Raw genomic sequence first — 12,200 nt, 5'->3', positions numbered from 1 at the left:
TGCTGCTTCTAAATAGAATAGATTGTCCCTAAATACATAGGCTTGGTTTATACTGAGCCTATTGTATTTTTGGGTGTGGCGTATGTCTTCATCAACTCAAGATCCTCAATCGAATCAAGATAAAAACTTAGAAAACCAAAATCTAAACAATACTGGCTGTGGTTGTGATACGCAAAAAAATGTAAACCAGCCTTGTGCAACTGCGCCTACACACTCCAAGTCATGTGGCGATACAGGCTGTGGTTCGTCTTGCGATACAGAAAAAAGCTGTGCTGATCAAAATAGCTGTACATCTGCAACGACTGCCAAGACAGATAAAGCAACAATTTTGGATTCGGAACTTTTGAGTCCGTGGGTGAGTGCATACCATATTCCTAAAATGGATTGTGGCGCAGAAGAACAAATGGTGCGGATTGCTTTGGCAGATCATAATGATATTGCAGCCTTGTCTTTTGATTCACCTGCACGACTTTTAAAGGTTTATCACAGCAACCAATCTGCCACAGAAATTACCCATAAATTAGAAGCATTGGGTTTGGGTGCTGTGTTGCAACAGACTGAAGCCAATACACAAACTGAACTGCCTGTATCTAACAGCGCTGCACAACAAAAAGTGCTATATGCCTTGCTTGGTATTAATGCCGCTATGTTTTTGGTGGAATTAATTGCAGGTTTAATTGCATCTTCGACTGGGTTAATTGCTGACTCCTTAGATATGTTTGCCGATGCCGCCGTGTATGGTTTGGCTTTATTTGTCGTGGGTCAATCCGCCAAGAAACAGCTCAAAGCTGCACATTTGTCTGGTTGGGTACAACTGGGTTTGGCTGCACTGGTTATCTTTGATGTCCTGCGCCGTTTCTTCTTAGGCAGTGAGCCTGAATCCATGTTGATGATGGTCATTGGTGCTGTGGCATTGCTGGCAAACGTCACCTGTTTATGGCTAATTTCAGGGCATAAAGATGGTGGAACCCACATGCAAGCCAGTTATATTTTTTCCGCCAATGATGTGATTGTGAATTTAGGTGTGATTATCGCGGGCGGTTTGGTGATGCTGACAGGGTCGAATTATCCAGACCTGATTATTGGCTTAGTTGTGGCCATGTTTGTATTGAATGGTGCGCGCAAAATTTTAAGTTTAAAATAGACGGATCATCGCTGCGCGGTGGCTTAAATTGCAACAGGAGGAACGACCTCCCTTGTTTGGGTTTTTAGAAATAGTCAAAGTGACTGAACACTCGACAAGAAAAATCTTCAGGACGGCCTGATTTCATGCTATTGAAGGAGGGCGTTATGGCCTGGATGATGTTGATATTGGCGGGTATTTTTGAAGTGGTTTGGGCATACTCCATGAAGTTGTCTGACGGCTTTAGTAAATTAACGCCCAGTATCGTGACTATCTTTTTTATGATTTTAAGTTTTGCGCTTTTGGCCTATGCCATGCGTACTTTGCCATTAGGCACGGCTTATACGATTTGGACAGGTATAGGCGCAGTCGGTTCATTTTTAGTCGGTATTTTTGTTTTAGGCGAACCTGCCAGTGCTATGCGTATGTTGGCTGCAGTTCTGATTATTTCAGGTTTGGTGCTTATGAAAATTTCATCCAGCTAACTTGGAATGCAGTCTTTTAGTGTGTGCTCAATAACAGATCGGTTTGAGTTAAAAACAGGATGACCTGATACCCAACCTGCTTGAGGAGAAAAATAATGCAATTGGCATTTACTGAAATGGACACTCCTGTAGGCGTGCTTAAATTGGTGGCTCACGATCACGCATTGGTTGCGGTAATGTGGGATAACGAAGATCATAAACGGGTACGTTTAGCCAGTTTAGTTCGACAAGATGATCATCCAATTTTGCTCAAAACTCAGCAGCAACTCCAAGAGTATTTTGCAGGTCAGCGTCAGCAATTTGATGTGCCTCTTGATTTTGAAGGCACTGAATTTCAGAAGAAAGTCTGGCAGGCGTTATTAAGCATTCCTTTTGGGGAAACTCGTAGTTATAAGCAAATTGCCGAACAAGTTGGTAGTGAGAATGCGATGCGTGCCGTAGGGGCGGCAAATGGCAAAAATCCAATTTCGATTATTGCACCGTGTCATCGGGTGGTGGGTGCAAGTGGAAAATTGGTGGGCTTTGCAGGCGGGTTGGATAATAAAGCGATTTTGTTAAAGTTAGAATCTTCAACTTCAAAAGTTTAAATGACTGAGATTCAACAACAATTTTGATCAAAATAAAATAGAGCAGGGGAAATGTTAAAAACATTATTGTTGCAGTTTTGGTGGCTTATTCTGCTTGTTGCAGGTGTAGGGCTGATCAAAATTTTCAAACCTTTTCTAAAGGGAAAGGTGGGGGAACTCGCAGTAAGTACGCATGTGAAGTTGTATTTAGATGAACGTTATATCTTGTTGAATGATGTAACTTTGCCTGATGAGTTCGCAGGAACAACTCAAATAGATCATATTTTATTGAGTCCTTTTGGGGTTTTTGTGATTGAAACAAAAAACTATAAAGGCTGGATTTTTGGTGGAGAACGCCAAAAAGTATGGACACAAAAAATTTATAAAAAGACCTACAAGTTTCAAAATCCTGTCTATCAGAACTATAAGCATATAAAAGTTTTGGAATCAGTATTGAGCGATATTGTCGAGCCTGAATATCTGCATTCTGTGATTGTATTTATGCCAGACTGTGAGTTTAAGACCTCTTTGCCCAACAATGTTTTTAAAGGCAGTGCATGGGTTGAGTATGTCAAAGGTTTTCGGCATGAAGTCATTTCACCGATGAAACTGAAACGTATTCAGCTGAGAATTGAAAAAGAACTACTTGATAAGTCTTGGAAAACCAATCGTCAACATGTCGAAAATTTGAAACAACGGCACGAACGTTAAAAAGTTGCAATGAAAAACCCTGATACAAGGTGATCAGGGTTTGAAGGAGTTGAACGATAAGCACTAAAACCTTTTCGGAATTTTCTGTCCGTTCGGTACAGGCGTTTCCGCATATTTAAGCACACCAAACAACCAAGTTTCAGCATGTTGTACCGCTTGTTTCAGTTGATCTCCCATTGCCAAGCGCCCTGCAATAAAGCTCGCCAATGAACAGCCTGAACCGTGATATTCACCTTCAAGCCGTGGACAGCGGGTTTCTGAAACTATTTCATTGTTAATATACAGTGCATTACGAATATGATCAGGGGTATCTTCGTGCCCACCTTTGACCAAAACGGCCTGCGCGCCCATTGCAAATAATTTAGCTGTTGCGCGTTCTAAATCATCTTCACCCGTTAAGGCACGTAATTCCACAGTATTTGGCGTGATTAAAGTCGCCAGTGGAATCAACTCGACAAATGCCTGAACCAAAGTCGCTTGATTACCTAAAGAACCACCACTATTGGCAACCAAAACAGGGTCAAGCACATATAAATAATCAGGATGTGCACGTAAAAAATCTGCCAGCGCTGCAATATTGTCAGTGGTGCCCAACATGCCCGACTTTACAACTTTAATGGGCAAATCATTCACCACCGCATTGGCTTGCGCCAATAACAATTCTTTAGACGTTGCTTTAAAGCCAAATACTTGCTGAGAGTTTTGAATGGTCAGTGCTGTGCAGGCAATCGCTGCATGTGCACCGCTATTGCCAACGGCTTCAATATCAGCCTGTAAACCAGCGCCACCCGAAGGGTCTAAACCAGAAAAACATAGTACTGTTGGTCGCACACACATATCCTTAATTGCTTCTATTTACGTTAGTATAGGCAACTTTGGAGTAACACTCGATAGTCATTTAGGCACATAGGCTGACATTGTGATAAAGAACCTTTTAATTGATTTAGATGGCACGCTGACCGACCCGAAAGAGGGCATTACCGCTTCTGCGCGTTATGGTTTGGCTAAGGTTGGACATCCTATTGCAGATACGGAAAATATTGATTGGATTATCGGGCCGCCCTTAAAAGCCTCTTTGGCAAAATTACTTCATGTAGATGTGCATGACGTATTGGCAGAGCAAGCCTTAGCAGGCTATCGAGAGCGTTTTGCTGCAACAGGCTTATTTGAAAATCATGTCTTTGAAGATGTTGCTGCAACATTGGCAGATTTAAAACAGCAAGGCTATCGACTGTTTTTAGCAACAGCCAAACCTGAAATTTATGCACGCCAAATTTTAGATCACTTCGATTTATTGCAATATTTTGAATATCCCTACGGTAGCGAACTAAATGGTGAGCGTACCAATAAAGCGGATTTAATTGCCTATATTTTGCAGCAAGAACAATTGCAACCTGAACAATGTTTAATGATTGGAGATCGTGAACACGATATTTTAGGTGCACGAGCCAATGGAGTCGATTGTGTTGCAGTCGAATACGGCTATGGTTCGGCTCAGGAGTTAGACTTGGCTGCACCAAAACATAGAATTCAGTGTTTTGCGCAAATTTTGTCGGTGCTTGAACAGTTATCTGGATGAGCGAGATGCTTACATCTGTTTGCATTTCTAGCGCAGTGTTATTGCAAAGATCGTGCTTCAATATTTAATTTGAATATTTAATTTTAATATTGAAAGAGGGTATGTGATGAAGATATTTAGTCAATCTATTGCAGTAGTAGCGGTTTCAATACTGATGACTGCATGTGCCAATCATGCTGCTACATCCACAACACCTACTGCGCAGGTCGAAATGTACACATCATTGCAACATCGACAGTGTGAGCCAGATTCAGGTTTAACCCTTACGGAAATTGTTCAGCGTTTACAGCAAGCACAGATTCAGGTGAAGCGGGCCAGTGTAGGTTCAGATGGGCGGATGTATGCACAGGTCTGTGGTGGTGCAGATGGAAAAATTGCTATTGTCACGATTCCTCAATCTCAGCAGAAACAAGCAGCGGCATTGGGCTTTCAGCCTTACTCACAAATACGTTGAATTAAAGCATAAGTGCTGTTTTTAGTTGTCACCCATAAAAAAACCTCAGTTCTTTGCACTGAGGTTTTTTTACAACCGAATCAGGTTGAGATGTCAGGATACTTGGCGTTTCAAATTTTAGAACTGTGGTTTTACCACGACTAAAATTACAATCGCTAATAGCAGCACAGTCGGCATTTCATTGAAGAATCGCCAGAACTTGTGTGATTTATAATGCGCATTGCCAATCAGTTTTTGGCGGTAATAGCCACAAACCAAATGGTAAATCACCAATAAACCGACCAATGCTACTTTCAGGTAAAACCATAACGCATCGTGGTAATTGCGGGTCGCATCGCCCCAATCTACCAAAAAGTGTGCCGTGATGAGGGTGGCAATCATAGACGGCCACATAATCCCTCGGTACAACTTGCGCTCCATGATTTCAAAACGCTGATGGCTCAGTGTATCTTCACTCATGGCATGGTAAACATATAAACGTGGTAAGTAGAACAATGCAGCGAACCAGCAAACCACGGCAATAATATGTAATGCTTTTACCCATAAAAAAGCATCAGAAGGTGCATCCATCGACTATCCTATAGGAGATTATTCATCCCACTTCTTGAAAATAAGGCAGGCATTTACACCGCCAAAACCAAAACTGTTACTCATCACAGTATTCAATTTTGTGTCGCGTTTTTCAAGTACGATATCAAATGCTTTCGCGCCTTCATCAAGTTCAGTGACGTTGATGTTTGGTGCAATGAAGTCGTTTTGCATCATCAAGACAGAATAAATTGCTTCTTGAACGCCTGCAGCACCCAAGCTGTGACCAGTCATTGACTTCGTTGAGCTAAGAGCAGGCACTTTACCTTCACCAAACGCACGTTCCATGGCTTTCAATTCAGTCACGTCGCCTGCTGGAGTAGAAGTACCATGTGTGTTCACATAGTCAATTGCGTCTACACCGTGTTGTTTCGCTTCGTCTAAAGCCATCAAGATACAACGTGTTGCACCTTCACCGCTTGGTGCAACCATGTCTGCACCGTCAGAGTTTGCAGCATACGCAACCACTTCAGCTAAAATATTTGCACCACGTGCTTGTGCGTGTTCAAGTGATTCAAGAACCACGAAACCACCACCACCTGCAATGACGAAACCATCACGGTCTGCAGAGTACGGACGAGATGCTGTTTCTGGTGTGTCGTTGTATTTAGAACACAAAGCACCCATCGCATCAAACAATAAGCTTTGTGACCAGTGATCTTCTTCACCGCCACCTGCAAGCATTAAATCTTGTTTACCCAATTGAATTAGGTTGTAGGCATAACCAATTGCATCGGCAGAAGTTGCGCATGCACTGGTAATTGAGTGCGCGATACCTTGTAATTTGAACGCAACACCCAAGTTTGCCGTAATGGTGTTCGACATGTTACGTGGTACGAAGAACGGGCCAATTTTACGTGCGCCTTTTTCTTCAAGTAGCTCAATCATTTCTGCAACAGATGCAGTTGAGTTACCGCCTGAACCACCCGCGATACCGTAACGTGGGTTGCCTGCTAAATCTTCTTGCTTTAAGCCCGCATGTTCAATGGCATCTACTGCAGCGTTGTAAGCGTACATCGCACACACGCCCATAAAGCGTTTTAATTTACGGTCAATGTGGTTAAAGTTTTGTTCTGCTGCTGCACTTACGTGGCTTTTGAAATTAAGTTCAGCATAAGTTGGGTTGGAACGTGTCCCAGAAATACCGTTTTGTAAAGAATGAGTCACAGCTTCTAAAGTATTACCAATGCACGAGTTAATGCCCATGCCGGTGATTACAACACGTTTCATCTACAGATCCCTTTTATGGTGATAATGTTGAGCCGAACACCGTGACTGCCAAGCAATCGCTGATACGGTATGACTCATGTCTTACAATTGCGTTCATAATAGCAGAAAGAATTTTGAATTCTTATGGCAAATATGATGCCACTTTGCAGGGAAGATCAAACCGCAGCGAAGCGGTAAATGAGATGCAGGAAGCCAACCAAAAGATACACAATCATATTGAGATAAACTTAGACTACACCTAGTATCTACCCATAAATCATAGAAATTAAAAATGAGGAGTAAGAATGTCAGATTCCAAGAATAAACAATCAAGCGGATTCTTCTCGAATGCGATTGGGGTGGCTAAAAAGCTCAGCAGTACAGGCATCCATGTATTGCAGCAAGTTGCACCAGGTACTGTAGCGAAGGATGAGCACAGTGCAAAATCAGGGCAAATTATTGAAGGTCAGGCACGTAGTTTTAGTGCTTTTCAAGCGCGTCAGTATGACAATCCTCAACACATGCTCAGACAGCATGTGCCACAAGTTTCACGTCAGCTTTTAGGACGTCACTATAATCGCGTCAATCAGGTAGCGAGTTTTGTGTCGCCCGATTTTTCCGACAAAATTTCAGATTATTTATTTGATCAGCTGAATAGTTTTACCTCCAATATTAGCTCTGTTGATGATGTGCTTGATCAAGCAGGTGTGCGCGATTTAGAAGAATTGACTCAAGATGTAGATCGTTCTAAACGAATTAGTCAGGCACTTGCAGAACAAAATAAATGGATTGCATCACTGCAAGGCGCATTGACAGGTGCAACAGGAGTAATCGGTTCAACCATTGATGTGCCTGCATCTATTGTGATGTCTTTACGTACCATTTATCAGGTTGGGCGTGCCTACGGTTTTGAACTGAATAAAGACACCGAGCAAGAAATTGTTCAGTTTATTTTTAAACAAATTGATTTAGGCGTCATTGCAGAAAAGCAAGCGGTACTGATGGGGCTAAAAACCTTATCCAATATGCTGCAAACTCATGATGTGCATCAATTACAAAATATGCTCGGTTCAAGCAATGATTATGAGGCATTAAAGAAATACTTCTTGAATGAGCAAGGTCAAGTCAAATGGCCGTGGTTGAATCATGTACCTAAGTTTTCCATGTTGAATAAACTCACGCCTGTAGCAACCGCATCGGTGAGTGCAGTATATAGCTGGAAATTGGTGGAAGATGTGCATCACAAGGCACAGCAAGTGTTTTCCAATGCCCGTAGCTATTTAATTCAGCATAAAGACAGCAATTTATCAGCCATTCATGCGTATGAAAAATCGTTGGAATTGCTGGCACAGGCTGCGCCTAAACTCTTGGAGCAATTGAAGGGCAATGAAGCTAAACATGCGGAGCAAGATGAATTAGTAGCGGGGCAAGAGCGCGCGGAATCTGCGCCGTCAGATGCTTTAGTGCAAACCGTATCAGACCATGAAAGTATCCGAGCGGTAAAAGTGCAGAAAAAATCGGACAAAGTGGAAACAACTGCAGCACAGCTCGATGAAAATATTCAGCAAGGTCTAGAAGAATTGGCAGATCAAATGCTAGAGCCACATGCTGAAGTTGCACCGCAAAAACCTGCTGTACCTGCAGAAGAAATTGATGAATATAGGCTGGAAGATGCTTTAGAGCCTGTGGAAGATTCAACCCAAGTGGCTGAAACTGTTATGGAAAATCCAGTAACATCAAGTACAGAAACTGCAAAGCAGGTTACAAAAAAGCCGAGAACTCGTACAAGTACTCGCAAGCCAAAAGCTGAATAAAAACAAGTGATAAGTAGAAATTTGGTTGGTATTTTAACTGCCTATGAAATATTGACCATTTTTCTATCTTCGCTTACAATTGCATGCCCTCAAAAAGTAGTATGTTTTTGGGGCTTTTTATTAACGGGAGAATTGCCACATGGCAACAACAAATCAGTTGATCCGTAAGGGTCGTACGACTTTGGTTGAAAAATCAAAAGTTCCTGCGTTGAAGGCTTGTCCACAACGTCGTGGTGTTTGTACACGTGTTTACACAACTACACCTAAAAAACCTAACTCAGCAATGCGTAAAGTTTGCCGTGTTCGCTTAACTTCAGGTTTTGAAGTTTCTAGCTACATCGGTGGTGAAGGTCACAACCTACAAGAGCACAGTGTTGTTCTTATCCGTGGTGGTCGTGTTAAAGACTTACCAGGTGTACGTTACCATACCGTTCGTGGTTCTTTAGACTGTGCTGGTGTGAAAGATCGTAACCAGTCACGTTCTAAATACGGTGCTAAACGTCCTAAGAAATAATCTTTTAAAGATTAAACTCTTAGTTCGTAGAACTGCAATCCTTTATCGTCTCGCTTGTCTGATTTCTGCATTTAATTTTGTGAAATTCAAGCGACGTGTAGTAAGGCCAGCGAAATGCACACGACACTTTGTGCTACGGCTGGATCACCCTGAAGTGTCATATTTATAGGTAGTTTAAAATGCCAAGACGTCGCGTAGTCGCTGCTCGTGAAATCCTTCCGGATCCTAAATTCAGCAGCCAAACAATCGCTAAATTCATGAACCACGTAATGCAAGATGGTAAAAAATCTATTGCTGAAAGTATCGTTTACGGTGCTTTAGACCGCGTTCAAGAAAAATCTAAAGTAGACCCAGTTGAATTTTTTGAAGCTACGCTTGAAAAAGTTCGTCCAATGGTCGAAGTAAAAGCACGCCGTGTTGGTGGTGCTACTTATCAAGTTCCTATGGAAGTACGCCCATCCCGTCGTACTGCTTTAGCGATGCGTTGGTTGGTAGATGCTGCTGCTAAGCGTTCTGAAAAAACTATGGCGTTACGTCTTGCTGGCGAGTTGCTTGATGCATCTGAAGGTAAAGGCGCAGCGATCAAAAAACGTGAAGATGTGCACCGTATGGCTGAAGCCAACAAAGCCTTCTCTCACTACCGTTTCTAAGCGGATAAAACAGGCCCTAATCAGGAGGGTGATGAATCGGTTGTCACTGAATTGTCATCAAATCGCTTTAAGTTGCTAGGCAGCTTAAAGCGTCCTGTTTTAAACAACAAAATTTAGGAATGCTAGAAATCATGGCACGTCAAACCCCAATTTCTCGTTACCGTAACATTGGTATCTCTGCGCACATCGATGCGGGTAAAACAACAACTTCAGAACGTATTTTGTTCTATACAGGTGAAAGTCACAAACTTGGTGAAACTCACGAAGGTTCAGCAACAACTGACTGGATGGAACAAGAGCAAGAACGTGGTATTACTATTACCTCAGCAGCTGTAACATGCTTCTGGAAAGGTATGGGTAACCAATTTGACCAACACCGTATTAACGTAATTGACACACCGGGACACGTTGACTTCACAATTGAAGTTGAGCGTTCTATGCGTGTTCTTGACGGTGCATGTATGGTTTACTGTGCTGTAGGTGGTGTTCAACCGCAGTCTGAAACTGTATGGCGTCAAGCAAACAAATATAAAGTACCTCGTTTAGCGTTCGTTAACAAAATGGACCGTACTGGTGCAAACTTCTTCCGCGTAGTTGAACAAATGAAGACACGTTTGGGTGCTAACCCAGTGCCTATCGTTGTTCCAGTAGGCGCAGAAGACACATTTACAGGTGTTGTTGACTTAATCGAAATGAAGTCAATCATCTGGGATGAAGCTTCTCAAGGTATGAAGTTTGAATACGGCGAGATTCCAGCTGATCTTCAAGCAACTGCTGAAGAATGGCGTACTAACATGGTTGAAGCTGCTGCTGAAGCATCAGAAGAACTCATGGACAAGTACCTAGAAAATGGTGAACTTTCTAAAGAAGAAATCATTGCTGGTTTACGTCAACGTACATTAGCGGGTGAAATTCAACCTGCAATGTGTGGTTCTGCATTCAAAAACAAAGGTGTTCAACGTATGTTGGACGCAGTAATTGAATTCTTACCTGCACCAACTGACGTTGAAGCAATTAAAGGTATCTTAGACGACAAAGACGAAACTGAAGGTTCTCGTGAAGCGTCTGATGAAGCACCGTTTGCTGCGTTAGCGTTCAAAATCATGAACGACAAATTCGTTGGTAACTTAACGTTCGTACGTGTTTACTCAGGTGTTCTTAAAGCGGGTAGCCCGGTTTATAACCCAGTGAAAATGAAGCGTGAGCGTATTGGTCGTATCGTACAGATGCACGCAAATGACCGTCACGACATCGAAGAAATTCGTGCGGGTGATATCGCAGCGTGTGTAGGTCTTAAAGATACAACCACTGGTGATACATTGTGTGACGAAAACGCAGTGATTACACTAGAGCGTATGGAATTCCCAGAGCCAGTAATTGCATTGGCTGTTGAACCTAAGACTAAAGCTGACCAAGAAAAAATGTCAGTAGCTTTAGGTCGCTTGGCGAAAGAAGACCCTTCATTCCGCGTACGTACAGACGAAGAATCTGGCCAAACGATTATTGCGGGTATGGGTGAGCTTCACCTTGACATCATCGTTGACCGTATGAAGCGTGAATTCAACGTTGAAGCGAACATTGGTAAACCAATGGTTGCTTACCGTGAAACGATCAAAAAGTCTATCGAACAAGAAGGTAAGTTCGTACGTCAAACTGGTGGTAAAGGTAAATTCGGTCACGTATTCGTACGTTTAGAGCCGCTTGATCCTGAAGCTGGTAAAGATTACGAATTCGCTGAAGAAGTTGTAGGTGGTGTAGTACCTAAAGAATTCTTCGGTGCAGTAGACAAAGGTATTCAAGAACGTATGAAGAATGGTGTCTTGGCTGGTTACCCAGTTGTAGGCATTAAAGCTACATTGTTCGACGGTTCTTACCACGATGTCGACTCTGACGAATTATCGTTCAAAATGGCAGGTTCTTACGCATTCCGTGATGGTTTCATGAAAGCAGATCCTATCCTTCTTGAACCAATCATGAAAGTTGAAGTAGAAACTCCAGAAGACTACATGGGCGATATCATGGGTGACTTAAACCGTCGTCGTGGTATGGTTCAAGGTATGGACGACTTACCTGGCGGTACTAAAGCAATTCGTGCTGAAGTTCCACTTGCAGAGATGTTTGGTTACGCAACTCATATGCGTTCTATGTCTCAAGGTCGTGCGACTTACTCTATGGAATTTGCTAAATATGCTGAAACTCCACGTAACGTGGCTGATGGCATTATTGCTAAATTCCAGTCTGGTGGTAAAAAAGGTGACGACGAGTAATCTTTCGATTACTATAAGCGCAAACTAATTCATAGTTAAAAAACCTAATGCTCATGGAGTGATCCTCCATGAGTTGTTTTAAAAAGGAAGATCTCATGGCTAAGGCTAAGTTCGAACGTAATAAGCCACACGTTAACGTGGGCACAATCGGTCACGTTGACCATGGTAAAACAACTTTAACAGCTGCGATTGCTACAGTATGTGCACGTAAGTTTGGTGGTGAAGCGAAAGATTACGCTG

The 12,200-nt window shown here is 42.5% G+C and carries 14 protein-coding genes; 11 read left to right on the top strand and 3 right to left on the bottom strand.

Going from position 1 to position 12,200, the window contains the following annotated elements:
* Nucleotides 1-82: 82 nt before the first annotated feature.
* The 4 genes from FTU39_RS11425 to FTU39_RS11410 all read left to right on the top strand — a co-directional run bounded on the left by FTU39_RS11425 (nucleotide 83) and on the right by FTU39_RS11410 (nucleotide 2,885).
* Entirely contained in the window at nucleotides 83-1,144 is a 1,062-nt protein-coding gene (locus FTU39_RS11425; protein ID WP_104852421.1) for a cation transporter, read from the top strand.
* Nucleotides 1,145-1,290: 146 nt separating this feature from the next.
* Nucleotides 1,291-1,608, top strand: a complete 318-nt coding sequence (gene sugE, locus FTU39_RS11420) for a quaternary ammonium compound efflux SMR transporter SugE (RefSeq protein ID WP_004975255.1) — start codon at nucleotides 1,291-1,293, stop codon at nucleotides 1,606-1,608.
* 95 nt (nucleotides 1,609-1,703) lie between these two features.
* Nucleotides 1,704-2,195, top strand: a complete 492-nt coding sequence (locus FTU39_RS11415; protein ID WP_004975257.1) for a methylated-DNA--[protein]-cysteine S-methyltransferase — start codon at nucleotides 1,704-1,706, stop codon at nucleotides 2,193-2,195.
* A 51-nt stretch (nucleotides 2,196-2,246) separates the two neighbouring features.
* A complete protein-coding gene (locus FTU39_RS11410; protein ID WP_004975258.1) occupies nucleotides 2,247-2,885 on the top strand; it encodes a nuclease-related domain-containing protein in 639 nt (212 codons plus the stop codon).
* A 63-nt stretch (nucleotides 2,886-2,948) separates the two neighbouring features.
* On the opposite strand, the gene FTU39_RS11405 is transcribed toward FTU39_RS11410, so the two are convergent.
* Nucleotides 2,949-3,716 carry a hydroxymethylpyrimidine/phosphomethylpyrimidine kinase gene (locus FTU39_RS11405; RefSeq protein WP_180052200.1) on the bottom strand — a complete coding sequence of 256 codons (768 nt, stop codon included), beginning with the start codon at nucleotides 3,714-3,716 and terminating at the stop codon, nucleotides 2,949-2,951.
* A gap of 88 nt (nucleotides 3,717-3,804) precedes the next feature.
* Between FTU39_RS11405 and FTU39_RS11400 the strand changes: the two genes are divergently transcribed.
* Together FTU39_RS11400 and FTU39_RS11395 are read left to right on the top strand one after the other, a co-directional pair.
* Complete coding sequence (locus FTU39_RS11400) at nucleotides 3,805-4,464, top strand: HAD-IA family hydrolase (RefSeq protein ID WP_019837216.1); 660 nt, start codon at nucleotides 3,805-3,807, stop codon at nucleotides 4,462-4,464.
* A gap of 106 nt (nucleotides 4,465-4,570) precedes the next feature.
* The gene (locus FTU39_RS11395) at nucleotides 4,571-4,918 is read left to right on the top strand and encodes a hypothetical protein (RefSeq protein WP_004975264.1); all 348 of its coding nucleotides are present in this window, start codon (nucleotides 4,571-4,573) and stop codon (nucleotides 4,916-4,918) included.
* A 117-nt stretch (nucleotides 4,919-5,035) separates the two neighbouring features.
* On the opposite strand, the gene hemJ is transcribed toward FTU39_RS11395, so the two are convergent.
* Together hemJ and FTU39_RS11385 are read right to left on the bottom strand one after the other, a co-directional pair.
* The gene (gene hemJ, locus FTU39_RS11390; RefSeq protein ID WP_004975266.1) at nucleotides 5,036-5,488 is read right to left on the bottom strand and encodes a protoporphyrinogen oxidase HemJ; all 453 of its coding nucleotides are present in this window, start codon (nucleotides 5,486-5,488) and stop codon (nucleotides 5,036-5,038) included.
* Between the two features lie 18 nt (nucleotides 5,489-5,506).
* On the bottom strand, nucleotides 5,507-6,736 hold the full coding sequence (locus FTU39_RS11385) for a beta-ketoacyl synthase N-terminal-like domain-containing protein (RefSeq protein ID WP_004975268.1): 1,230 nt from the start codon (nucleotides 6,734-6,736) through the stop codon (nucleotides 5,507-5,509).
* 284 nt (nucleotides 6,737-7,020) lie between these two features.
* On the opposite strand from FTU39_RS11385, the gene FTU39_RS11380 reads away from it, so the two are divergent.
* From FTU39_RS11380 to FTU39_RS11360, 5 genes are all read left to right on the top strand, one after another.
* Entirely contained in the window at nucleotides 7,021-8,529 is a 1,509-nt protein-coding gene (locus tag FTU39_RS11380; protein WP_180052199.1) for an EcsC family protein, read from the top strand.
* 139 nt (nucleotides 8,530-8,668) lie between these two features.
* On the top strand, nucleotides 8,669-9,043 hold the full coding sequence (rpsL, locus tag FTU39_RS11375; RefSeq protein ID WP_000246374.1) for a 30S ribosomal protein S12: 375 nt from the start codon (nucleotides 8,669-8,671) through the stop codon (nucleotides 9,041-9,043).
* 179 nt (nucleotides 9,044-9,222) lie between these two features.
* Nucleotides 9,223-9,693 (top strand): 30S ribosomal protein S7, encoded by a 471-nt coding sequence (gene rpsG, locus FTU39_RS11370; RefSeq protein WP_004975277.1) that lies wholly within the window; start codon nucleotides 9,223-9,225, stop codon nucleotides 9,691-9,693.
* Nucleotides 9,694-9,824: 131 nt separating this feature from the next.
* Entirely contained in the window at nucleotides 9,825-11,960 is a 2,136-nt protein-coding gene (gene fusA, locus FTU39_RS11365; protein WP_179990306.1) for an elongation factor G, read from the top strand.
* Between the two features lie 95 nt (nucleotides 11,961-12,055).
* Nucleotides 12,056-12,200, top strand: a 145-nt coding sequence (locus tag FTU39_RS11360; RefSeq protein ID WP_257218308.1) for a GTP-binding protein, incomplete at its 3' end; no start/stop codon positions are given.

This window comes from Acinetobacter sp. YH12099 (assembly GCF_013419195.1).
Lineage (GTDB): Bacteria > Pseudomonadota > Gammaproteobacteria > Pseudomonadales > Moraxellaceae > Acinetobacter > Acinetobacter towneri.
The sequence above is the reverse complement of the archived record's forward strand: the minus strand, read 5'-3'. Positions and strand labels throughout refer to the sequence as shown.

Coding starts and splice junctions, on each gene's coding strand:
- FTU39_RS11425 (WP_104852421.1), top strand. CDS start 83: ATGTCTTCATCAACTCAAGATCCTCAATCGAATCAAGATAAAAACTTA.
- sugE (WP_004975255.1), top strand. CDS start 1,291: ATGGCCTGGATGATGTTGATATTGGCGGGTATTTTTGAAGTGGTTTGG.
- FTU39_RS11415 (WP_004975257.1), top strand. CDS start 1,704: ATGCAATTGGCATTTACTGAAATGGACACTCCTGTAGGCGTGCTTAAA.
- FTU39_RS11410 (WP_004975258.1), top strand. CDS start 2,247: ATGTTAAAAACATTATTGTTGCAGTTTTGGTGGCTTATTCTGCTTGTT.
- FTU39_RS11395 (WP_004975264.1), top strand. CDS start 4,571: ATGAAGATATTTAGTCAATCTATTGCAGTAGTAGCGGTTTCAATACTG.
- hemJ (WP_004975266.1), bottom strand. CDS start 5,488: ATGGATGCACCTTCTGATGCTTTTTTATGGGTAAAAGCATTACATATT.
- FTU39_RS11385 (WP_004975268.1), bottom strand. CDS start 6,736: ATGAAACGTGTTGTAATCACCGGCATGGGCATTAACTCGTGCATTGGT.
- FTU39_RS11380 (WP_180052199.1), top strand. CDS start 7,021: ATGTCAGATTCCAAGAATAAACAATCAAGCGGATTCTTCTCGAATGCG.
- rpsL (WP_000246374.1), top strand. CDS start 8,669: ATGGCAACAACAAATCAGTTGATCCGTAAGGGTCGTACGACTTTGGTT.
- rpsG (WP_004975277.1), top strand. CDS start 9,223: ATGCCAAGACGTCGCGTAGTCGCTGCTCGTGAAATCCTTCCGGATCCT.
- fusA (WP_179990306.1), top strand. CDS start 9,825: ATGGCACGTCAAACCCCAATTTCTCGTTACCGTAACATTGGTATCTCT.